This is a genomic window from Aeromonas sp. FDAARGOS 1406 (genome assembly GCF_019048565.1).
Lineage (GTDB): Bacteria > Pseudomonadota > Gammaproteobacteria > Enterobacterales > Aeromonadaceae > Aeromonas > Aeromonas caviae.
This window is the reverse complement of the sequence record NZ_CP077378.1, coordinates 2,797,488-2,821,446: the sequence shown is the minus strand read 5'-3', so window position 1 is coordinate 2,821,446 and position 23,959 is coordinate 2,797,488. Positions and strand designations below refer to the sequence as shown.

The 23,959-nt window shown below is 62.6% G+C and carries 22 protein-coding genes; 14 read left to right on the top strand and 8 right to left on the bottom strand.

The annotated features are described in order from the left end of the window. Positions 1-165: 165 nt before the first annotated feature. Positions 166-1,692: a nitric oxide reductase transcriptional regulator NorR gene (gene norR, locus I6L36_RS13245; protein WP_053288907.1), complete on the top strand. Its 1,527-nt coding sequence runs from the start codon at positions 166-168 to the stop codon at positions 1,690-1,692. 83 nt (positions 1,693-1,775) lie between these two features. Here the strand turns inward: norR and I6L36_RS13240 are convergent, their stop codons facing one another. Beyond that, the gene (locus tag I6L36_RS13240; protein ID WP_042017407.1) at positions 1,776-2,780 is read right to left on the bottom strand and encodes a substrate-binding domain-containing protein; all 1,005 of its coding nucleotides are present in this window, start codon (positions 2,778-2,780) and stop codon (positions 1,776-1,778) included. A 435-nt stretch (positions 2,781-3,215) separates the two neighbouring features. Here I6L36_RS13240 and I6L36_RS13235 point away from each other — a divergent pair, with 435 nt between their 5' ends. From I6L36_RS13235 to I6L36_RS13210, 6 genes are all read left to right on the top strand, one after another. Next, entirely contained in the window at positions 3,216-4,337 is a 1,122-nt protein-coding gene (locus I6L36_RS13235) for a branched-chain amino acid ABC transporter substrate-binding protein (RefSeq protein WP_053288908.1), read from the top strand. A 66-nt stretch (positions 4,338-4,403) separates the two neighbouring features. Then, a complete protein-coding gene (gene livH / locus I6L36_RS13230) occupies positions 4,404-5,330 on the top strand; it encodes a high-affinity branched-chain amino acid ABC transporter permease LivH (RefSeq protein WP_010672383.1) in 927 nt (308 codons plus the stop codon). An 82-nt stretch (positions 5,331-5,412) separates the two neighbouring features. After that, positions 5,413-6,681 (top strand): high-affinity branched-chain amino acid ABC transporter permease LivM, encoded by a 1,269-nt coding sequence (locus I6L36_RS13225; protein WP_039041002.1) that lies wholly within the window; start codon positions 5,413-5,415, stop codon positions 6,679-6,681. Further along, entirely contained in the window at positions 6,678-7,451 is a 774-nt protein-coding gene (gene livG / locus I6L36_RS13220; RefSeq protein WP_010672381.1) for a high-affinity branched-chain amino acid ABC transporter ATP-binding protein LivG, read from the top strand. Before I6L36_RS13225 ends, livG begins: the two co-directional genes overlap by 4 nt. Before the next feature lie 10 nt (positions 7,452-7,461). Next, positions 7,462-8,163 (top strand): ABC transporter ATP-binding protein, encoded by a 702-nt coding sequence (locus I6L36_RS13215; protein ID WP_053288910.1) that lies wholly within the window; start codon positions 7,462-7,464, stop codon positions 8,161-8,163. A gap of 82 nt (positions 8,164-8,245) precedes the next feature. Next, positions 8,246-9,091, top strand: coding sequence for an AraC family transcriptional regulator (locus I6L36_RS13210; RefSeq protein WP_053288911.1), 846 nt, complete (start codon positions 8,246-8,248; stop codon positions 9,089-9,091). On the opposite strand, the gene I6L36_RS13205 is transcribed toward I6L36_RS13210, so the two are convergent. Continuing rightward, positions 9,070-9,663, bottom strand: a complete 594-nt coding sequence (locus tag I6L36_RS13205; protein ID WP_053288912.1) for a LysE family translocator — start codon at positions 9,661-9,663, stop codon at positions 9,070-9,072. The two genes, I6L36_RS13210 and I6L36_RS13205, sit on opposite strands and share 22 nt — an antisense overlap. Positions 9,664-9,826: 163 nt before the next feature. Here I6L36_RS13205 and glpE point away from each other — a divergent pair, with 163 nt between their 5' ends. Both glpE and glpG read left to right on the top strand, forming a co-directional pair. Further along, positions 9,827-10,150 carry a thiosulfate sulfurtransferase GlpE gene (gene glpE / locus I6L36_RS13200; RefSeq protein WP_005307320.1) on the top strand — a complete coding sequence of 108 codons (324 nt, stop codon included), beginning with the start codon at positions 9,827-9,829 and terminating at the stop codon, positions 10,148-10,150. 29 nt (positions 10,151-10,179) lie between these two features. After that, positions 10,180-11,013 carry a rhomboid family intramembrane serine protease GlpG gene (glpG, locus tag I6L36_RS13195; protein WP_029313427.1) on the top strand — a complete coding sequence of 278 codons (834 nt, stop codon included), beginning with the start codon at positions 10,180-10,182 and terminating at the stop codon, positions 11,011-11,013. Between the two features lie 176 nt (positions 11,014-11,189). Here the strand turns inward: glpG and I6L36_RS13190 are convergent, their stop codons facing one another. After that, complete coding sequence (locus tag I6L36_RS13190) at positions 11,190-13,607, bottom strand: VolA/Pla-1 family phospholipase (protein ID WP_053288913.1); 2,418 nt, start codon at positions 13,605-13,607, stop codon at positions 11,190-11,192. Between the two features lie 301 nt (positions 13,608-13,908). Between I6L36_RS13190 and I6L36_RS13185 the strand changes: the two genes are divergently transcribed. Continuing rightward, complete coding sequence (locus tag I6L36_RS13185; protein WP_010672374.1) at positions 13,909-14,166, top strand: accessory factor UbiK family protein; 258 nt, start codon at positions 13,909-13,911, stop codon at positions 14,164-14,166. A 138-nt stretch (positions 14,167-14,304) separates the two neighbouring features. Here I6L36_RS13185 and fre read toward each other — a convergent pair whose 3' ends face one another. The 5 genes from fre to trxA all read right to left on the bottom strand — a co-directional run bounded on the left by fre (position 14,305) and on the right by trxA (position 19,575). Continuing rightward, on the bottom strand, positions 14,305-15,003 hold the full coding sequence (gene fre, locus I6L36_RS13180; protein WP_010672373.1) for an NAD(P)H-flavin reductase: 699 nt from the start codon (positions 15,001-15,003) through the stop codon (positions 14,305-14,307). 155 nt (positions 15,004-15,158) lie between these two features. Next, positions 15,159-16,628 carry a 4-hydroxy-3-polyprenylbenzoate decarboxylase gene (gene ubiD, locus I6L36_RS13175; RefSeq protein WP_010672372.1) on the bottom strand — a complete coding sequence of 490 codons (1,470 nt, stop codon included), beginning with the start codon at positions 16,626-16,628 and terminating at the stop codon, positions 15,159-15,161. A gap of 33 nt (positions 16,629-16,661) precedes the next feature. Further along, on the bottom strand, positions 16,662-17,669 hold the full coding sequence (locus tag I6L36_RS13170) for a hypothetical protein (protein ID WP_216986715.1): 1,008 nt from the start codon (positions 17,667-17,669) through the stop codon (positions 16,662-16,664). Between the two features lie 106 nt (positions 17,670-17,775). Beyond that, positions 17,776-19,041, bottom strand: a complete 1,266-nt coding sequence (gene rho, locus I6L36_RS13165) for a transcription termination factor Rho (protein ID WP_010672370.1) — start codon at positions 19,039-19,041, stop codon at positions 17,776-17,778. Positions 19,042-19,248: 207 nt separating this feature from the next. Beyond that, positions 19,249-19,575 carry a thioredoxin TrxA gene (trxA, locus tag I6L36_RS13160; protein ID WP_010672369.1) on the bottom strand — a complete coding sequence of 109 codons (327 nt, stop codon included), beginning with the start codon at positions 19,573-19,575 and terminating at the stop codon, positions 19,249-19,251. Positions 19,576-19,688: 113 nt separating this feature from the next. Between trxA and rhlB the strand changes: the two genes are divergently transcribed. The 4 genes from rhlB (at position 19,689) to I6L36_RS13140 (ending at position 23,944) form a co-directional block, all read left to right on the top strand. Further along, positions 19,689-20,978, top strand: a complete 1,290-nt coding sequence (rhlB, locus tag I6L36_RS13155) for an ATP-dependent RNA helicase RhlB (RefSeq protein WP_029313424.1) — start codon at positions 19,689-19,691, stop codon at positions 20,976-20,978. 13 nt (positions 20,979-20,991) lie between these two features. Beyond that, positions 20,992-22,482, top strand: a complete 1,491-nt coding sequence (gppA, locus tag I6L36_RS13150; RefSeq protein ID WP_052815022.1) for a guanosine-5'-triphosphate,3'-diphosphate diphosphatase — start codon at positions 20,992-20,994, stop codon at positions 22,480-22,482. A gap of 211 nt (positions 22,483-22,693) precedes the next feature. Then, complete coding sequence (locus I6L36_RS13145) at positions 22,694-23,665, top strand: DUF4382 domain-containing protein (protein WP_216987143.1); 972 nt, start codon at positions 22,694-22,696, stop codon at positions 23,663-23,665. Positions 23,666-23,689: 24 nt separating this feature from the next. Further along, positions 23,690-23,944, top strand: a complete 255-nt coding sequence (locus tag I6L36_RS13140; protein WP_052815024.1) for a modulator protein — start codon at positions 23,690-23,692, stop codon at positions 23,942-23,944. Positions 23,945-23,959: the final 15 nt, after the last annotated feature.

Genomic DNA, 23,959 nt, shown 5'->3' with positions numbered 1-23,959 from the left:
AGTTCCTCGAATGCAATAGTGGATGTTCAACTGAACCAGCTATTGCAGCGGACGTGCCAAAATGTAACTCGTTGTTTTTAATGGTTTCGCATATCACACATTGTCATTATGACACCATGCCTTTATAGTCAAAATCACAAACACACTGTCATTTGGACAATTATCGTGATCTCGACCGACAGCCTGGCGCGCATCGCCCTCGACCTGCAACTCGGCATCTCCCATCAGGACCGCTTCCACCGCCTGATCCAGAGCGTGCGCAGCCTGCTGAAATCGGATGCCTCGGCCCTGCTGCGCTACGAGGGGGGCCAGTTCATCCCGCTGGCCATCGACGGCCTGATGCAGGACGTGCTGGGCCGCCGCTTCGCCCTCAAGGATCACCCGCGCCTCGAGGCCATCGCCCGCGCCGGGGATGTGGTGCGCTTCCCTGCCGACAGCACCCTGCCCGACCCCTATGACGGCCTGCTGCCGGATCACGACGACTTCAAGGTACACGCCTGCGTCGGCCTGCCGCTCTTCTCGGATCAGGCGCTGATCGGCGCCCTGACCATAGACGGCATGAACCCGACCCAGTTCGACGGCATCAGCGACGAGGAGCTGCGGCTGGTGGGGGCTCTGGCCGCCGCCGCCCTCGACAACGCCCTGCTGCTGGAGCGGCTCGCCCGCCAGAGCAGCGAGCCCCTGGTCCCCGGCACCCGGCCCGGCCCTGAGCAGCCGGAGATGATAGGGCACTCCCCCGCCATGGCCCGGTTGCGCCACGAGATAGACGTGGTGGCAAGCTCCGAGCTGAACGTGCTGATTTTGGGGGAGACCGGGGTCGGCAAGGAGCTGATCGCCAAGGCGGTGCATGGCGGCTCGCCCCGCGCCCATGCCCCCCTGGTCTATCTCAACTGCGCCGCCCTGCCCGAATCCGTGGCCGAGAGCGAGCTGTTCGGCCACGTGAAGGGGGCCTTCACCGGCGCCATCCACAATCGGGCGGGCAAGTTCGAGCTGGCGGACAAGGGCACTCTGTTTCTCGACGAGATAGGGGAGCTGTCGCTGGCGCTGCAGGCCAAGCTGCTGCGGGTGCTGCAATACGGCGATCTGCAGCGGATCGGTGACGACACCCCGCTCAAGGTGAATGTGCGCATCCTGGCGGCCACCAACCGGGATCTGAAACAGGCGGTGGTCGAGGGGCAGTTTCGGGCCGACCTCTACCACCGGCTGAGCGTCTTCCCGATCCACGCCCCGGCACTGCGGGAACGTCCGGGCGACATTCCCCTGCTGGCCGGTTACTTTTGCGAGCGCTGCCGGCTCGGCCTGGGGCTGGAGCAGCTGCGTATCCAGCCACAGGCGCTGCAACTGCTCGAGCGCCACGACTGGCCCGGCAACGTGCGGGAGCTGGAGCACGCCATCCACCGCGCCGCCGTGCTGGCCAGGGCCGAACAGGGCAGCCCCTCGCCGACCCTGAAACCCCACCACTTCAACCTGGGACCGACGGGCTCATCCCTTCCCGCCGACACCGTCAGCCAGCCCGCCTCTCCGGCCATTGCCGGCCTGGGCCTGCGCGCCGCCACCGATCTGTTCCAGCGCCAACTCATCGAGCAGACCCTGACGGCCCATGACGGCAACTGGGCCGCCAGCGCCCGGGCGCTGGATCTGGACGGCGGCAACCTGCACCGCCTCGCCAGGCGGCTCGGTCTCAAGGCCTGACGCCCCCAGATACGAGAGGGGCCCAAAAACAGAAACCCCCTCGCTGGCGAGGGGGTTTCTTGTTCATGGCACCCGTGGCGCCGTCAGCGCAGGGACTTGACCGAGCGGCGGACGATAAGCTCGGGCTGCACCGTCATGGACTCCACTTCCAGCTCCTTGTTGCGGATCCGGCTCACCAGTTGCTGCACCGCCAGCAGGCCGAGTTCGGCCTTGGGGTGGCGGATGGTGGTGAGCGGCGGGCTGGAGAAGCGCGCCATCTCCACGTCGTCATAACCGATCATGGAGATATCGTCCGGCACCTTGACCCCGGCCTCCCAGGCGGCGCAGATGGCACCGATGGCCATGGGATCGTCGAAGGCAAAGACCGCGGTCGGGCGAGGGGTGAGGGCCAGGATGCGCTGCATGGCATCGAAGCCGCTCTGGCTCTCGTAGTCCCCTTCGAAGATCTGCTCTTCTTTCAGGGTCATCCCCTGTTCAGCTAGGGCATCGCGCACCCCGTCCAGCCGTTGCTGGGTAGTCGGCTTGGCGAGATGGCCGGTGATGCAGACGATGTTGGTGTGGCCCTGCTCCAGCAGATGGCGCACCGCCAGACGCGCGCCGATGCGGGCGTTGTCGTTGATCACGTTGGCGAAATCGCACTCGTTGCCCCAGTCCAGCACCACCTGCGGCACCTTCTTGTGGATACGCAGCATGTCCCTGAACTGGGTGTCGATATCGGTCCCCAGCACCAGCAGACCGTCCACCCGCTTCTCCATCAGCATGCGCAGATAGTGCTGCTGGCGTGGCGGCTGGTTCTCGGTGTTGCACAGGATCAGGCTGTAACCCTGCTCGAAGCAGTAGGCTTCCACCCCCTGTACCACTTCCGCGAAGAAGGGGTTGGCACTGGTGGTCACCAGCATGCCGATGGTCTTGGTCGAATTGATCTTGAGACTGCGCGCCACCGAGTTGGGCGCGTAGTTCAGCTCTGCCACCGCCTCAAGCACTTTCTGGGTTGCGTCTTCGCTGACCCGACGGGTGTGATTGAGTACATGTGAGACGGTGGAGATGGATACGCCTGCGCGCGAGGCGACATCCTTGATAGTTGCCATCTCTGTCTCCTGAATAACAAAGGCGGAACAGTAGCAGATTTCCCGAATAAAGGCTTGGTTTTAACGGGCGCTGCCAGTGAATTATCAATGCTGGCTAATCTATGCGGTCATTTCTTTTTGCGCAAACGGATTTTGGTCAAAATGAGAGCGGATGCAGAATGAAATATCGTCAGTTTTTTACTCTGGAAATTGTCACCATGACAATTTGTTATCTGTATGTTGCACCACTTTGACGACATTAAACTCCAGTAAACAGCAATAAACTGCGTGTTAGTTTCACAAAACCTCTCTCACACCTGCTCCGGTTAGTATCTTTAACATCTTGTTATTGCCCGGCGAGGAATGATAGAACCTTATCTATCGCCGGGCTGGCGGGACACAGGCTCGGAATGACGTGCATAAAATGAAACAATTCACTGATTAAGGGACGAATCAATGCATAACTTCAGCAAAATGGCAGTCAGAGCAGCGGTTTCTTTGGCTCTGTTTGGATCAGTTTCCATGGCCAATGCGGCCGATACCATCAAGATCGGCATTGCCGGCCCCCTGACCGGCCCGGTCGCCCAGTACGGTGACATGCAGTTCACCGGCGGCAAGATGGCGGTCGAGCAGATCAACAAGGCGGGCGGCATCAAGGGCAAGCAGATCGAAGCCGTCATCTATGACGATGCCTGCGATCCCAAGCAGGCCGTGGCCATCGCCAACAAGGTGATCAACGACGGCGTCAAGTTCGTGGTCGGCCACCTCTGCTCCGACAACACCCTGCCCGCCTCCGACATCTATGAAGATGAAGGGGTCCTGATGGTCACCCCCGCCTCCACCAACCCCAAGATCACCGAGCGCGGTTACCAGCTGACCCTGCGCACCATCGGTCTGGACAGCGACCAGGGCCCGACCGCCGCCAAGTACATCATCGAGCAGGTCAAACCCCAGCGCGTGGCCGTCATCCACGACAAGAAACAGTACGGTGAAGGCATCGCCTCCAGCGTGAAAGCCGCGCTGGACAAGGCCGGCGTCAAGGTCGTTGCCTATGAGGGCATCACCGCCGGCGACAAGGACTTCTCCGCCCTGATCGCCAAGCTGCAAAAAGAGAACGTCGACTTCGTCTACTACGGCGGCTACCACCCCGAGCTGGGTCTGATCCTGCGCCAGGCTGGCGAGAAGGGTCTGAAGGCCAAGTTCATGGGTCCGGAAGGCGTGGGCAACAAGGACATCTCCGCCATCGGCGGCCCTGCTTCCGAAGGCCTGCTGGTGACCCTGCCGAACAAATATGACCTGGTGCCGGCCAACGCCTCCATAGTGGAAGCGTTCAAGGCCAAGGGTCAGGACTCCTCCGGTCCGTTCGTCTGGACCACCTACGCCGCCATGCAGGCCCTGGCGGCCGGTATCGCCAAGGCGGGCGAGGATGATCCGGCTGCCGTCGCTGCCGCCATCAAGGCTGCACCGATCGACACCGTGATGGGCCCCCTGACCTGGGCGCCGAACGGTGACCTGAAAGGCTTCGAATTCGGTGTGTTCCAGTGGCACGCCGACGGTACCTCCACTCAACTCAAATAATCTGCCGGTCGGGGTGACGTGAGTCACCCCTCCTTTCTTTGCGGGCAAGTACACAGGGAACGCGGTATGTCCGAACACCTTCTTTATCTGGTTCAGCAGTTGCTGAACGGATTGACCATAGGCAGCACCTATGCGTTGATCGCCATCGGCTACACCATGGTCTACGGCATCATCGGCATGATCAACTTCGCCCACGGCGAGGTCTACATGATCGGCTCCTATGTCGCCTTCATGGTGATGGCCGGGCTCATGATGATGGGCATCGACAGCACCGTGCTGCTGCTGGGGGGCGCCTTCCTGGTCAGCATCATCATCACCGGCAGCTATGGCTGGTCCATAGAACGGGTGGCCTATCGTCCACTGCGGGGCGGCAACCGCCTGATCCCCCTCATCTCCGCCATCGGCATGTCGATCTTCCTGCAGAACATGATGCGGATGGCCCAGGGCTCGCGTGACATCGCCATGCCCACTCTGATCTCCGGGGGCTGGACCCTCGGCGGCGAGGATGGCTTCCAGGCCAGCCTCTCCTACATGCAGCTCATCATCTTCGTGGTGACCTTCGTCACCATGCTGGCGTTGACCCAGTTCATCGGCCGCTCCCGCATGGGGCGTGCCTGCCGTGCCTGTTCCGAAGACATCAAGATGGCCAACCTGCTGGGGATAGACACCCACGTGGTCATCTCCATCACCTTCGTGCTGGGGGCCGCCCTGGCCGCCGTCGCGGGGGTGCTGCTCGGCATGTACTACGGTGTCATCAACCCCTATCTCGGCTTCATGGCGGGCTTGAAGGCCTTCACCGCCGCGGTATTGGGCGGCATCGGCAGCATTCCCGGTGCCGTACTGGGCGGCCTGCTGCTCGGCGTGGTGGAAGCGCTCACCGCGGGCTATCTCAGCACCGAGTACAAGGATGTGATGGCCTTTGCCCTGCTCATCTTCGTGTTGCTCTTCATGCCCACCGGCATCCTGGGTCGTCCGGAGGTCGAGAAGGTATGAAAAACCAATCTATGCATGCCCTCGTGCTGCTGTTCATGACCATCACTGGCATTCTCGGCCGTCCGGAAGTGGAGAAAGTCTGATGAAACGTCAATTTATCCATGCCTGCATCGCCAGCCTGGTGCTGCTGGTGCTCTCCTTCTGGCTGCTCGGCTTCAAGCTGGAGACCGATGGCTCCCGCCTGCTGGTGGTGAGCCGCCTCGATGTGTCGCTGGCCTGGCTGCTGGGGGGCGCCACCATCGTCTTCTGGTTCCAGATGCTGCGCGGCCAGATAAGCCGCCTGTTCCAGGCCTCCATCAGCGGCTTCTCCGTCGGCTTCACCAAGCTGGTGCTGCCAAGCCCCGAAGAGGCCCCCAAGCTCTATAACCTCACCGCCGTGCTGGTGCTGCTGTTTGCGGTGAGCTGGCCCTTCATGGCCTCTCGCGGCGCCATCGATCTGGCCACCCTCACCCTGATTTACATCATGCTGGGGCTGGGACTGAACGTGGTGGTGGGCCTCGCCGGTCTGCTCGACCTCGGCTATGTCGGCTTCTATGCGGTCGGCGCCTACAGCTACGCCCTGCTCAACACCTACTTCGGTCTGAGCTTCTGGGAGTGTCTGCCCATCGCAGGTCTGCTGGCGGCCACCTTCGGCTTCCTGCTCGGGTTCCCGGTGCTGCGGCTGCGGGGGGACTACCTGGCCATCGTCACCCTGGGCTTTGGCGAGATCATCCGCATCCTGCTCAACAACATGACCACCCTGACCGGCGGTCCGAACGGGATCTCCGGCATTCCGAAACCGACCCTGGGGGGCCTGGAGTTCAACCGCACCGTCAAGGATGGGGGCTTTGGCACCTTCCACGACTTCTTCGGCATCGCCTACAACGCCAACCACAAGGTGATCTTCCTCTACCTGATGGCCCTGGTGCTGGTAGTGGCGACCCTGTTCGTCATCAACCGCCTGCTGCGCATGCCGCTCGGCCGTGCCTGGGAGGCGCTGCGGGAAGACGAGATCGCCTGCAAGTCCCTGGGGCTCAACCCCACCATCATCAAGCTGACCGCCTTCACCATAGGCGCCTGCTTCGCGGGCTTTGCCGGCAGCTTCTTCGCCTCACGCCAGGGCTTCATCAGCCCGGAATCCTTCGTCTTCATCGAGTCGGCCATCGTTCTTGCGATTGTGGTGCTGGGGGGCATGGGATCCCAGATCGGGGTGGTGCTGGCGGCCATCGTGATGACGGTGCTGCCGGAGCTCGCCCGCGAGTTCAACGAATATCGCATGCTGATGTTCGGTCTCTTGATGGTATTCATGATGATCTGGCGGCCGCAGGGACTGCTGCCCATGAGTCGACCCCATATGGAGCTGCGTAAATGAGCAACAATCAACCATTGTTGGATGTCTCAGATCTGTCGATGCGCTTTGGCGGCCTGCTCGCGGTCAACGGCGTCAAGCTGGATGTGGAAAAGGGGGAGGTGATCTCCATCATCGGCCCCAACGGGGCGGGCAAGACCACCATCTTCAACTGCCTGACCGGCTTCTATCGCCCGAGTGGCGGTGTCATTCGCTACAAGGGTGAGGAGATCCAGGGGTTGCCCGGCCACCTCATCGCCCGCAAGGGCATAGTGCGGACTTTCCAGCACGTGCGCCTGTTCAAGGAGATGACGGCGGTGGAAAACCTGCTGGTGGCCCAGCACAGGCATCTCAATACCGGCTTCATCGCCGGCCTGTTCAAGACCCCCTCCTTCCGCCGTGCCGAGAAAGAGGGGTTGGAGCAGTCCGCCTTCTGGCTGGAAAAGGTGGGCCTCAAGGATCTCGCCAACCGCGCCGCGGGCAACCTGGCTTACGGCCAGCAGCGCCGCCTCGAGATCGCCCGCTGCATGGCGACCCGGCCCGAACTGCTGATGCTGGATGAACCGGCCGCAGGCCTCAACCCCAAGGAGACCGACGAGCTCAACGAGCTCATCTCCAACCTGAGGGACGAGTTCGGGGTCTCGGTGCTGCTGATCGAGCACGACATGAAGCTGGTGATGGAGATCTCCAACCGCATCTTCGTGGTCAACCAGGGCACCCCGCTGGCCCACGGCAAACCGGACGAAATCCGCAGCAATCCGGCGGTGATCAAGGCCTATCTGGGCGAGTCGTAAGGACAAAAAGATGTTAGAACTTCGCAACGTATCGACCCACTACGGCAAAATTCAGGCGCTGCACGACGTCAGCGTCGAGGTGAAAGAGGGGGAAATCGTCACCCTGATCGGCGCCAACGGCGCCGGCAAGACCACTCTGCTGATGACCCTGTGTGGCGAGCCCAAGCCCAGCAGCGGTTCCATCTGGTTCGAGGGGGAGCAGATAGACTCTCTCACCACCGCCCGCATCATGCGCAAGGACATCGCCGTGGTGCCGGAGGGGCGCCGCATCTTCGCCCGCCTCACGGTGGAGGAGAACCTGCTGATGGGGGCCTTCTTCGTCGACAAGGCGGAGCAGCGCGGCCTGCTGGATCAGATATTTACCTTGTTCCCCCGCCTGCAGGAGCGGCTGGAGCAGCGGGCAGGCACCATGTCCGGCGGCGAGCAGCAGATGCTGGCCATCGGCCGCGCCCTGATGAGCAAGCCGCGCCTGCTGCTGCTTGATGAACCCTCCCTCGGATTGGCGCCCATCGTCATCCAGCAGATCTTCGACACCATAGAGCAACTGCGCCAGAAGGGGATGACCATCTTCCTGGTGGAGCAGAACGCGAACCAGGCGCTCAAGCTGGCGGATCGCGGCTATGTGCTGGAGAACGGCCGGGTGGTGCTGCAAGACACGGGAGAGGCCCTGCTGGCCAACCCCGCCGTCCGCCAGGCCTATCTCGGCGGCTGAGGATGCAGCAACCATCGTCACCCTTCCCCTGCCGCGCTCCCCGAGCCAGGCAGGGGAACAGCCCCCCGCCGAGGAGCACATCGTGAGCCGTGCGCGGGCGACGCAGGATCAGCACCACTTCTGGCACGATCCCGCCCTGCCCTTCATCGAGGCGCGGGCGGTGCAGGATGGCCGGCGCGTCTGCTACGACAAGCACAGCCACCCCCACTTCTCCATCAGCGCCATCACCGGCGGCCACAGCCACTACCTCAACCAGCGCAGCCTGCAAGAGGTCGGCCGCGGCAGCCTGGTGTTGATGAACCCGGAAGAGGTGCACGCCTGCAATCCCGTCGCGGACCAGCCCTGGTCCTATCTGATGTTCTACATCGACAACCTCTGGTTGCAGCGCCAGCAGGAGGAGGCCGGGCTCGGCAACGCGTTTCGCCCCTTCGACATGACCGCAAGCCGGGATCCCCTGCTCTACCAGGGGCTCTGCCGGCTTCATCGGCAACTGGTGGAGGAGCCGGATCCCCTGGCTCGCGAAGTGGCCTGCCACCTCTTCAGCCGCCAGCTTCTGGCCAGGCTCACCCCGGCCAAGTGGGATGACCGCCCTCCCCGGCACCTGCAGCGAGCCGCCGAGCTGATGCAGGACGAGAGTGCCTGCGCCCTCACCCTGGCACAGCTGAGTGCGGTGGCCGGGCTTACCCCTTCCCACTTCGTGCGCGCCTTCAGCCGCCACTACGGCATGACGCCCCACGCCTACCTGCTCGATCAGCGCATTCGCCACGCCCGCACCCTGCTGCGCCAGGGGCAGCCCCTGGCGGAAGTGGCCCTTGCCAGCGGTTTTGCCGATCAGGCCCACTTCCAGCGCCAGTTCAAACGCCGGGTGGCCGCCACCCCGGGCCAGTACAAAGCGCAGCTCGTCCCTCAGGACGAGCGCACCAGATAGGCGGCGCTGAGCAGCAGCAAGAGCGCCATGGCCCGATTGAACCAGCGCAATCGGCGAGGAGAGACCAGCCACCCCTGCAATCGGCTGCCCGCATAGGCCCAGCAGGCGATGGAGCCGAGGCAGATCACCAGATAGATGCCGGTAAAGAGGGCGATCTGGCTCATGCCGCCCGCGATCCCATAGGCTCCCATCCCCATGCTGGCGGCGAGCCAGGCCTTGGGATTGAGCCACTGCATCAAGGCCCCGTACCAGAAAGCGGGGGGCACACCCTCTACTTCCTTCACCTCGCCGCTGTCCACCAGCAACTGCCAGGCCATCCAGCCGAGAAAGAGCACGCCGCCCCAGTGAATGGCCCCCAGCGCCACAGGCCAGCGGGACAGGGCGCCGCCAAGACCCAGCCCCATCAGCAGGAGCAGCAGGATGAAGCCGAGGGTGGCCCCCACCACGTGGCGCAGGCTGGCCGTGAAACCGTACCGGGCGCCGGTGCCAAGGGCGACCAGATTCACCGGCCCCGGGGAGATGGACATGGCCAGGGCAAACCCGGCCATGGATAACAGCAGACTGAATTCCATGGATGATGCTCATTCAATTGAGGGAAGCCCGAGCCTACCCGGCCCGGGCGGCCCGATATTGAAGAAAATTGCGATCCCCTGGATGCCGCCTCCATTGCACACTTAGCGCAAACCGCCGCTTGCGGTAAACTGCCCTTCAACCTTCCATTTTCAGGACATCTCAATGGACCAGTTTGCCCATATCAGCGCCCATGATGCCCACCAGAAGCTGAGCGCAGGCGAAGCCCGTCTCGTGGACATTCGCGATCCCCAATCCTTCGAGACGGCCCACGCAGTCGGCGCCTTCCACCTTACCAACGGCACCCTGGTTCGCTTTATGAACGAGGTGGACTTCGATACCCCTGTCATCGTGATGTGCTATCACGGCAACAGCAGCCAGGGGGCGGCCCAGTACCTGCTGCAACAAGGCTATGACGAGGTCTATAGCCTGGATGGCGGTTTCGAGGCCTGGCGCAGGGAGTTCCCCATCCAGGCGGGGGACGCATGACAGAGGCGGGTCGCTCCTCCTCAACCGGCATGATCCAACTGCTGGTGCTGGGTGACGCCCGCATGGCCCAGGCGCTGGTGGATTATCTCGCTACCCTGGGCATTCCGTGCGAGCTGACCCAGTCAGAGCTTGGCGTCTCGGTCTGGCTGGCAGACGAACGGCGCCTCGCCCAGGCCCAGCAGGAGGTCAAGCGCTTCCTGAGCGAACCCAATCACCCCCGCTACATGGAGGCCTCCTGGCAATCCGGCCATGCCGATGCCCGGATCGACTACAGCAAGGGGATGACGGATCCGGTCACCGATTTCCTCCACCAGGCGGGCCCCCTGACCCTGGTGGTCATCATCGCCTGCCTGGCCATCTACGCTCTGGATGCCATCGGCCTGCCCATCTTCGACGAGCTCGCCTTCCACCCCACCCTGGCCCAGTTCACCGACTGGCAGGCCTGGCGCTACGTCACCCCGGCCTTCATCCACTTCTCGGTGCTGCACCTGGTGTTCAACCTGTTGTGGTGGTGGTATCTCGGTGGCCAGATAGAGCAGCGCCTCGGCAGCGGCAAGCTGTTCATCCTGCTCATCGTCGGGGCTGCCCTGCCCAATATCGCCGAGTTCTTTGTCAGCGGCCCGCGCTTTGGCGGCCTCTCCGGGGTGGTCTATGCCCTGCTCGGCTACAGCTGGCTGCGAACCAGGCTGCAACCGGATTGCGGCCTCGCCATGCCGCCAGCCCTGATGGGCTTCATGCTGGTCTGGCTGGTACTCGGCTTCCTGGACATGCTCGGCACCCCCACCGCCAACATGGCCCATTTGGTCGGCCTGCTGGTCGGCCTTGCCCAGGGCTGGCTGGACAGGCACCACAGGCCGGGGTGAGGCCTGGTTGCCGGCAACGGCTCGGCAACCAAAGCGACCACCAACATGGCTCACCTGGCGGGTCTGCTGGTCGGCCTTGCCCAAGGCTGGCTGGACAGGCACCACAGGCCAGCCTGAGCCGATTTGCCATAAAAAAACGCCGCCCCAAGGGGCGGCGTTTTTATTGGTCGGCCGGCTTACTGCTTGAGCAGGCTGCCGTCGGTCACCTTGACCGCGGTACCGCCGCTTGCGAAGAAGCTGCCGAACTGGGTCTGCATCTCGGTGGTGACGGCGCCGGTCGGATCGAAGTTCTCGTCAGGTGCCAGCAGCGAGCTGTGCCCCCCGGCCACAAAGCGGGCCGCTCTGTGGTTGGCGGCGCCGGTGGCGGTCAGCGGTTGCAGGGCCAGGACCTTGAACAGCGGCTCGGTGCCACCCAGCGGGGCGGTGGCGATGCTGTTCGGGATCACTCGATCCGACAGGCTCAGGGCGCCGTCGCCGACGATTTCGGTGGCAAACAGCGGGAAGTCCGCCGCGATGCCGCTCCCCAAGTTGATGGGGTCTGCCGAATCCAGCACCGACTGCGCCGCGAAGCTGTAGCTCTGCAGGGTGCTGGCCGCCGTGGCCTGGGTGGCCGCATCCTGGCTCGGCAGGAACTCGTTGACGAAGCAGGTCGGCACCGCCGTCTTGCAGTTCGGGGCGTAGGCGGTGAAGGCTGCCTTCAGGGCCGCACTGCCAGCGGTCAGCACGCTCATCTGGATGGTCGGGCCGAAGGTCGGCGAGTTCAGCAACAGCGGCGCTATGCCGCCACCCGGCATGGCCAGGCCGCCAGTGTCGAACTTGAACAGGGCGTCTGCCGTCGGGTTGCCAACAGACTGGTTGGCCACCGCCAGCAGGTTGGCCCCCGCGATGGCACCCAGAGAGTGACCCAGGAAGTGTACCTTGAGGCTGCCAGCGGTGCCGATAGCCCCCTTGGCATTGGCCAGCCCCACCGCCAGACGCAGGCCCAGCAGATCCGCGACGCTCTGTTTCAGGTTGTCGCGGGCCACGGTCAGGTAGCTCAGGTTCAGGTAGGGGGTCGGGTTGTCGGAGGTGGTCACCGAGTCCATGCTGCCGGTCAGGGCGAAGCCGCGTTCACCGTGCAACGGATGATCGATCACCACCACGGCCACGTTCTTGCTCGCCTGGGCACCGGCACCAATCTGGCCAAGGGCCAGGGCGTAGGCGTTCTCCTTCACCGAGGTGACGCCGTGCTGATAGATGATCACGTCGGTGATGTTCGCCAGCGGTGCGGCGGCAAAGATCCGCATCGGGACGGACTGCACCTCTTCCAATGCCGGCAGCGGGTTGAAGCGCCCGATATTCATCTCGGGATCCAGCGCCTTGCCGCCGGAGGTGAGGGTCACCCCGATCAACTTGCTCGCCTCCGCCAGCAGCTCGGCCTGACGGCTCGGATCGGCGATGAGTTCGCCCAGCAGGGCCGGATCCACACCCGCCCCCACCAGGCCGCCGATCACTTCGGCATCCTGGGCCTTCAGGGCGTTCGCGATGGCGTAGAGGCTGGGGATGGCACCGTGCCAGGACTGGGTCTTCGCCTTGTCCCAGGAGCCGGCGGTGGTCGGGGAGGAGAGGAAGTAGGGCAGCTTGACGGTGCCGCTGTAGACGGTGGTACCCAAGGCCAGATTGTGGAGTGGAGTGCCGTCACCAAAAGCGGCGGCAATCGCATCCTTCTGCTCCTGGGGCAGGAAGTTCTCGGCGTCCAGCTGGGTCAGGAAGGGGCTGCCGCCGCTCACCGACAGGGTATAGGTGCCAGGCAGGCTGGTATTGCCCAAGGCGTCCTGCTTCCACAGGGCGGCAGCGTCCAGGGTCGGGCTCTTGAGCACGGATGCGGCCGCCCCTTTCACCGCCACCAGCACGTCGGCGCCGGACTGGGTACCGAACCAGTCGGAGAAGATCACGTGGTCGCTAGTGATGCCGGTGGCAGCCTTGAACAGCCCTTCCTGCAGCGCAATCAGGCCGCTGATGGTCTGCTCCTGGGCGTTGCTGCCGGTGCTGGTCTTGTAGTTGCTGTAGTCGCTACCCGGTCGCAGGGGGGCACCCGTGCTGTCTTTGAGGGTATCGGTCGCCACTATCATGTAGTAGGAAGAGGGGTTGAGCGGCTTGAGCGGCACCAGATTCAGCTTCCCGGTCGTCTCGGCCACCACGAAGTCCACCCCGTAGGTCAGCACCTTTTTCACGCCGCTCGGACGCAGGGCCGCACTGTCAAACTCCAGCTCCATCAGGTAGAGGGGGGCCACGGAGGCTGCGAATTCAGCAGCGGCCGGCGCCTTGACCTGGATGCCGGAGGCCGTCACCGGCACTATCTGGATCGCCTGGGTAGTCGACCAGCCATCCAGGGTGGAGAGGGCGGACACCGGGTTGGAGAGATCCGCCGTTTCCGTGGAGAATTTCAGGGTACCGTCGGTCGCACGGGCTGCCAGGGCGCTGGGTCGGACTGCATTGGAGCCGCTCAGCAGATAATCGAGATAGCTTGAGGTATCGCCTGTGTTGTCGTCACTGCCACCACAACCGCTCAGCAGCGCACTGACGACGGCCGCGTAAATTAGCTTTTTCTTCATATCCTTATCTCTTTTATGTTGTTATCCATGATGAGCCTGACGGGGTAGGGTTCAAACCCGACCGAATCATATTAACAGCAACGCAACAATTAATAAGCCTCTGGTCAGTCATCTGATCTGATTTTTTTGTGTACACCATCAAGGAATTGGAATTGATTCCCGGTGTCACAGGGTAGCAGCCAGGGTACATCAACCAGACCCGACCAGAGCCCGGCTGGATCCATGGCGCAAAAAGCCGCTCCGATCTCGGCAAAGGGGACGATTTGTCGGTAGAATGGCGCCATTGCTTAAGGAGACCCCCATGATCGACCCGAAAAAACTGGAAGAGATCGCCAAACAGATACACAACGCCCTACCCCCCGGCATTCGCAGCATGGGTGAAGAGGTGGAGAAAAAGACCCGTCAGGTCTTGCAGGCCCAGCTCAACAAGCTGGATCTGGTTAGCCGCGAGGAGTTCGACGTGCAGACCAAGGTGCTGCTGCGCACCCGGGAGAAGCTGACCGCCCTCGAGGCCAAGCTGGCCCAGCTCGAGCAGCAGCTCGCTGCCAAGGGCGAATGATCCGGCGTGACCCGCCGTAGATAGCACAAACCCCAGCCAGGCTGGGGTTTGTCGTTTTTATGGGGACAACGAGTTTCTCATCCCCCTTCTCTCGCAAGACGATAAGGGGGCAGATCGACGCTCTGCGGTTGGCCGTGGTCAGATAAACTCGTAGGCATCGCCGAAGATGCGCTCGGGCTCGGCGCCCAGCACCTTGAACTCTTCCCGCGCGGCACCGGCCATCTCGAAGCGGCCCGCCACATAGATGTCGTAGTCATGCAGGCTGACGAAGTCATCCATGATGGCCTTGTGCACCAGCCCGGTCCTGCCGGTCCAGTCGCTCTCGGGCTCCTGCACCACGGGAATGAAGGTCAGCGGCGCATAGTCGCGCTCCCACTGCTGCATCTGCTCCAGCTCGTAGAGCCAGTGCGCCTGGCGTACCCCCCAGTAGAGGAACACCGGACGCTTGCTGCCGCTGCCGATCAGGTATTCCAGGATGGCGCGGGCATAGGAGAAGCCGGTGCCTCCCGCCATCAGGATCAGCGGTCGGGGGGATTCGTCGCGCAGGAACGCCTTGCCGGCGGCCAGCTCGACCTCGATCTCTCCCTGCTCGCGCATGCGGGCCAGCACCTGACCGGCATAGGCATTCTCGGGAGTGGCACCGATCTGCAGCTCCAGCACGCCGGAGCGGGTCGGCGAGTTGGCGATGGAGAAGGGGCGCTTGTCCGAATCGCTCATCACCACCAGCAGATACTGGCCCGGCTTGAAGCTCACCTCCTGCTGCGGCGCCAGCGCCACGTGCCAGATGGTGTCGACATATTCGCGCAGTTCCTCTACGCGGCACTTGATACGTTGCATTCTTGTCCTTGTGAGGGGCCTGCCCGGCCCGCTTCGCTCATGGTTTCACTGTTTTTATGGCGACCAGTTGGTGGTCAGGTCCGTCGAGCATACCCAATTCGGCACGGCAATACCGCACTTTTGCGTCACAATGGCCGCGCCCCATCGGGGATCCCTCAGTCGAGGATCTTCAGCTCATCCCAGATGGCATCGATCTTCTGCTTTACCGCCTCGTCCTGAACGATGGGCTGACCCCACTCCCGATTGCTCTCCCCCGGCCACTTGTTGGTGGCATCCAGCCCCATTTTGGAGCCGAGCCCGGAGACCGGAGAGGCGAAGTCCAGGTAGTCGATGGGGGTGTGCTCGATCAGGGTGGTGTCGCGAGCCGGGTCCATCCGGGTGGTGATGGCCCAGATCACGTCCTTCCAGTCGCGGGCGTTGATGTCGTCATCGCAGACGATCACGAACTTGGTGTACATGAACTGGCGCAGGAAGGACCAGACTCCCAGCATCACCCGCTTGGCGTGGCCAGGGTAACGCTTCTTGATGGTCACCACCGCCATCCGGTAGGAGCACCCCTCCGGCGGCAGGTAGAAGTCCACTATCTCGGGGAACTGCTTCTGCAACAGCGGCACGAACACCTCGTTGAGCGCCACCCCGAGCACCGCCGGCTCATCGGGCGGACGGCCGGTGTAGGTGCTGTGGTAGATGGCATCCCGGCGCATGGTCATGTGGGTGATGGTGAAGACCGGGAACTCGTCCACTTCGTTGTAGTAGCCGGTGTGATCGCCGTAAGGCCCTTCGGGGGCCATCTCCCCCGGCTCCAGATAGCCTTCCAGCACGATCTCGGCGCTGGCGGGCACTTCCAGATCGCAGCTCAGCGCCTTCACCACCTCGGTACGGCTGCCCCGCAGCAGACCGGCAAAGGCGTATTCGGAGAGGCTGTCCGGGACCGGCGTCACCGCGCCCAGGATGGTCGCCGGATCGGCGCCCAGCGCCACCGCCACCGGGAAGCGTTCGCCCGGGTGGGCCTCCTGCCACTCGCGAAAATCGATGGCGCCGCCCCGGTGATCCAGCCAGCGCATGATCAGCTTGTTCTTGCCGATTTTCTGCTGGCGATAGATGCCGAGGTTCTGCCGCTTCTTGTAGGGACCGCGGGTGATGGTCAGACCCCAGGTGACCAGGGGCGCCACATCCCCGGGCCAGCAGTGCTGGATGGGGATCTGATCCAGATCCACCGCGTCCCCTTCCAGCACCACCTGCTGACAGGGGGCCGAAGAGAGCCGCTTGGTCGGCATGTTGAGCACCTGCTTGAAGATGGGCAGCTTCTCCATCAGCTCCTTGAGCCCGCGAGGCGGCTCCGGCTCTTTCAGATAGGAGAGCCAGGTCCCCACCTGGCGCAGGGCGCTGACGTTGGGCTGGCCCATGCCCATGGCAACCCGGTCCGGCGTGCCGAACAGGTTGGTCAACACCGGCATGGTGTAGCCCTTGGGATTCTCAAACAGCAGAGCCGGGCCCCCCGCACGCAGGGTACGGTCGCTGATCTCGGTCATCTCCAGATAGGGGTCTATCTCGCGACTGATGCGCCTGAGCTGTCCGTTTTGTTCCAACTGCGCGATAAAATCACGCAAGTCCTTGTATTTCATGCAAGTACCCCAGCGGGATCAGGTGGTCCCGCATTATAACCCTGGCGGCGTATCCGGTGTACCCGTATCGGACCTCATGACGGACGAGGCGTGTCGCCGCTCCTGAAGCGTCAACCGGTTTGCCAATTGACCCAGGAACCTGGGCTCGTCCATCTGCAACAACAGGCCGGCCACCAGCCCGCCATACTGGTGCTTGCCGAGTTCGGCCAGGAGGAACTGCTGGGCCCCGTCCGGCAAGGGGGAGAGGCGGCTGAGCTGGTGCAGGGCGGGGACCATCAGGCGGCTGTTCTGGCTGGCGGCGATCAGCAGATCGCTCGCCTCCTGACCTGAATAAAAGCGGGAAATGGTGTGTAGCGCAGTCAGGCTATCGTGATCCACTGGCTGACGCCACAGCTTGAGGTAGAGTGCCGTCTCCCCGGTCTGTTCGATGAAGTGCAGCAGCAACTGGTTGTCCGGCAGGAAGAGATTGAGGGCGGCAAGCCGCTGCGCCTCCCGGCGCAGCACGGATACCGGCTGCCGATCGAGCACCGCCAGCAGGGCCTGCTGCTGCTGTGCCAGCTCGGGATTGCGGCTGTAGTAGACCTGCTTGAAGTCGAAGCGATCCTGCTCCAGCAACTGGCGATAGTTGTCCTGCCAGGCCAGCTGCTGCCAGTGGCTCAACACCAGCCGGGCCTCGGCGGGGAAGTCATAGGCGGGTAGCTGCACCAGGAAACCGTCCACCTTCCCTTCCACCAGCCATTGTGGCGCCTTGGCCGCTTGTGCCCGCACCCAGGCCAGCAGCGCCGGGCTGGGTGCGCCCGATGACTTGAGCTCACCCAGCAACTGGAACAACAGGAACTCCCGCTGCCCCACCGACAGGGTCTCAAGCAACGAGTCCATGGCATCAAACTGCCCGAGCGCCATACGGCCGTCCAGGTACGCCCGATGCCCATCCAGTCCCTCGTCCGCCACCAGAGGAGCCTGCAATTGCGGCGGGGAATCGGCATGCACCGGGGCCGCCAGCCACAACCAACCCATCCATATGAACAACACCAGCTTCATGACGTCTCTTTCCTTGTGACATCGAGGCTTCATACTACTAAGCCAGCCGTGAAATAGATAAACAAAAACCGCGACCTGGGCCGCGGTTTTGTCATGGAAGAGGCTGTTACTTCTGTTGACGCTTCATGGAGTCGAAGAACTCGTCGTTGGTCTTGGTCGCAGCCAGCTTGTCGATGAGGAACTCGATGCTGTCGATCTCGCCCATGGGGTGAATGATCTTGCGCAAGATCCACATCTTCTGCAGCTCGTCCGGTGCGGTCAGCAGCTCTTCCTTGCGGGTGCCGGAGCGGGTGATGTCGATGGCCGGGTAGACGCGCTTCTCGGCAATCTTGCGCGAGAGGTGCAGTTCCATGTTGCCGGTACCCTTGAACTCTTCGTAGATGACTTCATCCATCTTGGAGCCGGTATCGATCAGCGCGGTGGCGATGATGGTCAGGCTGCCGCCCTCTTCGACGTTGCGCGCCGCACCGAAGAAACGCTTCGGACGGTGCAGGGCGTTGGCGTCCACACCACCGGTCAGCACCTTGCCGGAAGACGGGATGACGGTGTTGTAGGCGCGGGCCAGACGGGTGATGGAGTCCAGCAGGATCACCACGTCCTTCTTGTGCTCGACCAGACGCTTGGCCTTCTCGATCACCATTTCGGCGACCTGGACGTGACGGGAGGCCGGCTCGTCGAAGGTGGAGGCGATGACTTCGCCCTTCACCATGCGCTGCATCTCGGTCACTTCTTCCGGACGCTCGTCAATCAGCAGCACGATCAGTTCACAATCCGGGTGGTTGTAGGCGATGCTCTGGGCGATGTTCTGCAGCAGCATGGTCTTACCGGCCTTGGGCGGTGCAACGATGAGACCGCGCTGGCCCTTGCCGATCGGGGATGCCAGATCCAGTACACGGGCGGTGATGTCTTCGGTGGAACCGTTGCCACGCTCCATGCGCAGACGCTCGTTGGCGTGCAGGGGAGTGAGGTTTTCAAACAGGATCTTGTTGCGGGAGTTTTCCGGACGGTCGTAGTTGACGTCGTTGACCTTGAGCAGGGCGAAATAGCGCTCGCCCTCTTTCGGCGGCCGGATCTTGCCGGAAATGGTATCGCCGGTACGCAGGTTGAAGCGGCGGATCTGGCTCGGGGAGACATAGATGTCATCCGGACCAGCGAGATAAGAGCCGTCTGCACTGCGCAGGAAACCGAAACCGTCGGTCAGGATTTCCAGCACACCGTCGCCAAAGATATCCTCGCCGCCCTTGGCGTGCGCCTTGAGGATTGCAAAGATAATGTCTTTCTTGTGCGCCCGAGCCAGATTTTCCAACCCCATGGATTCGCCAAGCTGGACCAGCTCGGACACAGGAGTGTTCTTAAGTTCAGTCAGATTCATAGTGGTGAAAGTCTGTAAGCAAGGATTGAAATGAGGAGACAGTCTGCTGGATTGATGCTGATCGGATTTGACTTGCCAGGCTGGTAGTTAAGCAAAGAGTCAGGCAAAAAGGTTAGCAAACGAGCGATAAACTAGCACCAATCAGGGTGAGCGTCTAGGTGATAAAACACAAGGAGCGCATTATTGCAATGCGCTCCTTCTTGATTATTACAGGTTGCCGTCCAGGAACTCTTTCAGTTGGGTCTTGGACAGGGCGCCGACCTTGGTCGCTGCCACTTCACCATTCTTGAACAGCAGCAGGGTCGGGATACCACGAATGCCGTACTTGGGCGGAGTGTCGGCGTTATGATCGATGTTCAATTTCGCCACGGTCACGCGACCTTCATATTCCTGAGCAACTTCGTTCAGGATCGGGGCAATCATCTTGCACGGTCCACACCATTCGGCCCAGAAATCGACCAGAACAGGGCTGTCGGCGTTGATTACATCGGCCTCGAAGCTGGCATCGCTCAGCTGAACAATCTTGTCACTCATCTCCAACTCCAGTCAGTAATTAAGGCTTTATTGATGGTTCAACAAAGGCAATAGTTGCCCTATTTGAAATGATCCTGTTTATTATTGCAAGCCTAACCTGATAACCTACCGCCATGAGCAAAACACATCTAACGACCGAAAAATTCGCCCAAATGGGCCTCGAACCCGAAGTTCTGGCTGGTCTGGAATCAAAGGGATTTCACTATTGTACGCCCATCCAGGCACTGTCCCTGCCCCTGCTGGTTGAAGGTCATGACCTCGCCGGTCAGGCCCAGACGGGGACCGGCAAAACCCTGGCTTTCCTGGCGGCGACATTCAACTATTTGCTGACCCATCCGCTGACCAGGCCGCGCCTCGTCAACCAGCCCCGCGCCATCATCATGGCCCCGACCCGGGAGCTGGCCGTCCAGATCTATAACGATGCAGAGAGCATGTCCGCCTCCACCGGGCTCAAGCTCGGTCTCGCCTATGGTGGCGAAGGCTACGACAAGCAGCTGGCCGTGCTGGAACAGGGCGTCGACATCCTGATCGGCACCACGGGTCGCATCATCGACTACTTCAAGTCCAAGGTCATTGATCTCGGCAACATCCAGGTCGTGGTACTGGACGAAGCGGATCGCATGTTCGATCTGGGCTTCATCAAGGACATCCGTTTCCTGTTCCGCCGCATGCCCCCCGCCACCGAGCGTCTGAGCATGCTGTTCTCCGCCACCCTCTCCCTGCGGGTGCAGGAGCTAGCCTATGAACACATGAACCACCCGGAACATGTGCAGGTCGAACCGGAACAGATGACCGGCGTGCGGATCAAGGAGGAGCTCTTCTACCCCTCCAACGAAGACAAGATGTTGCTGCTGCTCTCCCTGATGGAAGAGGAGTGGCCCGAGAAAGCCATCGTCTTCGCCAACACCAAGCACGTCTGTGAAGACGTTCACGCCTGGCTGGAGAACGACGGCCACCGCGTCGGCCTGCTGACCGGCGACGTGCCGCAGAAGAAGCGGATGAAGATCCTGGAAGAGTTCACCAAGGGTACCCTGGATATCCTGGTCGCCACCGACGTGGCCGCCCGTGGTCTGCACATCCCCGACGTGACCCACGTCTTCAACTACGACCTGCCCGACGATGCCGAAGACTATGTCCACCGCATCGGTCGTACCGGCCGCGCCGGCAGAAGCGGTCACTCCATCAGCCTGGCCTGTGAAGACTATGCCTTCAACCTGCCGGCCATCGAGGAGTACATCCACCACCCCATCCCGGTCAGCAAGTATGACCGCGAGGCGCTGCTGGATGACGTCACCGCACCAAAACGGGTGTTCCGCAACCGCCAGCCGGTGAACCGCAACATGCGGGATCGCCAGGGCGGTGGCAACAGCAACAACCGTCGTCGTCCCCCCCGCAAGAACTGAGGGATCGGCCAAGTTGCACAACTCGCCTCTCTATGCCGCCATCGACCTCGGCTCCAACAGCTTTCACATGCTGGTGGTGCGCGAGGTCGCCGGTGCCCTGCGCACCGTCACCAAGGTCAAGCGCAAGGTACGCCTCGCCGCGGGCCTCGATGCCGATTTTCGCCTCAACCGTGCCGCCATGGAGCGGGGCTGGGACTGCCTGCGCCTCTTCTCCGAGCAGTTGCAGGACATCCCGTCCGACAACATCCGGGTAGTGGGCACCGCCACCCTGCGCCTGGCCACCAACGTCGACGAATTCATCAGCGAAGCGGAACGGGTGCTCAACCACAGCATCGAGATCATTTCGGGCGAGGAAGAAGCCAAGACCATCTATGAAGGAGTCTCCTGGACGTCGGCAGGGGAAGGCAACCGGCTGGTGATCGACATCGGCGGCGCCAGCACCGAGCTGGTGATCGGCGAGCAGAGCGAAGCCAAGCTGCTCAACAGCCTGCACATGGGCTGCGTCACCTGGCTCAACAACCACTTCGGTGATGGCGAGCTCTCCGAGGCGCGCTTCAACCAGGCCATTGCCGCCGCCAAGGCGGTACTGGAGAAAGTGGCTGCGGACTACCGTGTCCTCGGCTGGCGCACCTGCGTCGGCGCCTCCGGCACCGTCCAGGCGCTGCAGGAGATCATGCTGGCCCAGGGCAAGAGCGAGCGGGTCACCCTGCCCAAATTGCAAGAGCTGATGGGTCAGGCCATCGCCTGCGGCAGACTCGATCAGTTGCAGCTCGAAGGGCTGGCGGCCGAACGACTGACCGTGTTCCCCTCCGGTCTCGCCATCCTGATCGCCATCTTCGAGACCCTCGACATCGAGAGCATGACCCTGGCGGGTGGTGCCCTGCGGGAAGGGCTCATCTACGGCCTGCTCGGCAACAATCACGACTGTGATGCCCGGGATCGCACCGCCGACAGCCTGATCAGCCGCTACCAGCTCGACAAGGAGCACGCCGAGCGGGTCCGCGACACCGCCATCGAGGCGTTCACCCAGTTGCAGCCGGCCTGGCGCCTCTCCAAGCGCTACGGTCGCCCGATCCTGCGCTACGCGGCCCTGCTGCACGAAATCGGTCTGTGCATCGAGTACAAGAAGGCGCCGCAGCACGCCGCCTACATCATCGACAACATCGACATGCCGGGCTTCACCCCCGCGCAGAAGAAGCTGCTGTCGGCCCTGCTGTTCAACCAGCGAGATGAATTCAAGCTGGAGCCGCTGGAGAAACAGGGCGCCGTCACCGGTCGCCAGGCGATCCGGCTGGCTCGCATCCTGCGCATCTCCCTCATCCTCTGCATGCGCCGGACCCAGGGCACTGTGCCCAGGTTCATGCTGCAAGCCGATGAAGATGCCCTGACCCTGACCCTGCCCAAGGGTTGGCTGGACGAGCACTACCTGCGCGCCAGCGAGCTGCGCCTCGAGGTGGAGCGCCAGCAGAAGATGGGCTGGGCCACCCGCCTGCTGGAAGCCTGAACGGGCGCCTTGCGCCCATTCTGCTCTCTTTCCCGTCTGTTCCGACAACCTCCTTCGCACCCATAGATGGCACCATTCAAGGCCTTGCCGTTGATTTCATTCTATTTTTCGCCAATGCAGGCCATGTCGCGCCTTCCGTCCATCTAGTCACTGCCAGCGACTCGGCTAGAGTTGAATGGTCTCTCCCACAGGAACGGAAACCATGAAACACATACCCCTGATAGCCCTGACCGCCCTGCTGACCGCCTGCGGTGGCGGCAGTGACAACGACAGCCAGCCGAATGCCCAGATGTCACTGGCCTTCTCCGATGCCCCGGTGGACTCGGTCAGCAAGGTCTGCATCGCCGTCTCCAATATCAGCATCAACCCGGTCACGGGGACGGAACAAGGCTGGACGACCGCCAGCTTCCTGACCTCGGCCCAGGACGACGGCTGTACCCCGCTCGGGGAGAGCATCCCCCTCGACGGCAGCGGTCATCCGCTGTTCACCTATATCGATCTGCTGAGCTATCAGGGCTCCGCCAGCCGCCCCCTGCTGGCCAGCCAGAGCGTGGTCCCCGGCGAGTACAGCCAGATGCGGCTGCGGGTGCTGGACGGGCGTGAGGTCGCCAACCAGTTCCTGGACGGCACCCCCTACTCCTACGTCAAACAGGATGACGGCGTGATCAAGCCGCTGGAAGTACCCAGCAGCGAGCTCAAGCTGGATGCCTTCACCATCGCCGCCAACGGCCTCAGTGCCTTTACCACCGAGTTCGACCTGCGCCACTCCATGGTGCTGCCGGGCCACGAGGAGTACTACAAGCTCAAGCCCAGAGGGGTGAGACTGGTGAACACCACCGAGGTCGCCACCGTCAAGGGGACGGTGGCATCCGGGCTCTGCGGCGGTCAGCTGACCGACAAGACGTTTGTCTACTTCTATGACGACCTGCGTCCGGTGGGCGACGACGCCTACCCCGACATGGCCGACAGCGACAACGGCTTCTATGCCAGCGCCCCTGTGGTGCTGGACAACGGTGTCTACGGTTATGAGCTGGGCTTCGTCGAGCTTGGCCACTACGACGCCGTGCTGGTCTGCAACGGCGACGAGGATGATCCCGAGCTGGCTGGCGACGCGCTGCAACAGGAGCAGGTGCTGAAAGATCAGGTCGTGGCTGCCCCCACCACCAGCATCGATTTCCAGTAAGGGCAGCGAGGAGGCGATGGCCCCATGAGCGACTATCAACCCATCGCCTGCGACCTCTACGACTGGCTCGAGATCGCCGCCGGCTGGCACCTGCCGGTGACGATCACCGACCGGCGTGGCCACCAATGGACGGACGGGATCCGGACCATAGAGGCCAACGAGGGAGTCGAGGACTTGCTGCTGACCAGCAACGTGCGCCTGAGCCTGGCGGATCTGGCCACCCTGGATCTGGTCTGGCAGGGGGAGGCAAAGCACATCCACTTCGCCCCCCTCCTCTGAACCCCGGCACAAAAA

Coding starts and splice junctions, on each gene's coding strand:
- livH (WP_010672383.1), top strand. CDS start 4,404: ATGTCCGAACACCTTCTTTATCTGGTTCAGCAGTTGCTGAACGGATTG.
- rhlB (WP_029313424.1), top strand. CDS start 19,689: ATGAGCAAAACACATCTAACGACCGAAAAATTCGCCCAAATGGGCCTC.
- I6L36_RS13190 (WP_053288913.1), bottom strand. CDS start 13,607: ATGAAGAAAAAGCTAATTTACGCGGCCGTCGTCAGTGCGCTGCTGAGC.
- I6L36_RS13185 (WP_010672374.1), top strand. CDS start 13,909: ATGATCGACCCGAAAAAACTGGAAGAGATCGCCAAACAGATACACAAC.
- rho (WP_010672370.1), bottom strand. CDS start 19,041: ATGAATCTGACTGAACTTAAGAACACTCCTGTGTCCGAGCTGGTCCAG.
- I6L36_RS13240 (WP_042017407.1), bottom strand. CDS start 2,780: ATGGCAACTATCAAGGATGTCGCCTCGCGCGCAGGCGTATCCATCTCC.
- I6L36_RS13225 (WP_039041002.1), top strand. CDS start 5,413: ATGAAACGTCAATTTATCCATGCCTGCATCGCCAGCCTGGTGCTGCTG.
- I6L36_RS13170 (WP_216986715.1), bottom strand. CDS start 17,669: ATGAAGCTGGTGTTGTTCATATGGATGGGTTGGTTGTGGCTGGCGGCC.
- I6L36_RS13215 (WP_053288910.1), top strand. CDS start 7,462: ATGTTAGAACTTCGCAACGTATCGACCCACTACGGCAAAATTCAGGCG.
- glpE (WP_005307320.1), top strand. CDS start 9,827: ATGGACCAGTTTGCCCATATCAGCGCCCATGATGCCCACCAGAAGCTG.
- trxA (WP_010672369.1), bottom strand. CDS start 19,575: ATGAGTGACAAGATTGTTCAGCTGAGCGATGCCAGCTTCGAGGCCGAT.
- glpG (WP_029313427.1), top strand. CDS start 10,180: ATGATCCAACTGCTGGTGCTGGGTGACGCCCGCATGGCCCAGGCGCTG.
- fre (WP_010672373.1), bottom strand. CDS start 15,003: ATGCAACGTATCAAGTGCCGCGTAGAGGAACTGCGCGAATATGTCGAC.
- I6L36_RS13205 (WP_053288912.1), bottom strand. CDS start 9,663: ATGGAATTCAGTCTGCTGTTATCCATGGCCGGGTTTGCCCTGGCCATG.
- I6L36_RS13140 (WP_052815024.1), top strand. CDS start 23,690: ATGAGCGACTATCAACCCATCGCCTGCGACCTCTACGACTGGCTCGAG.
- ubiD (WP_010672372.1), bottom strand. CDS start 16,628: ATGAAATACAAGGACTTGCGTGATTTTATCGCGCAGTTGGAACAAAAC.
- I6L36_RS13235 (WP_053288908.1), top strand. CDS start 3,216: ATGCATAACTTCAGCAAAATGGCAGTCAGAGCAGCGGTTTCTTTGGCT.
- livG (WP_010672381.1), top strand. CDS start 6,678: ATGAGCAACAATCAACCATTGTTGGATGTCTCAGATCTGTCGATGCGC.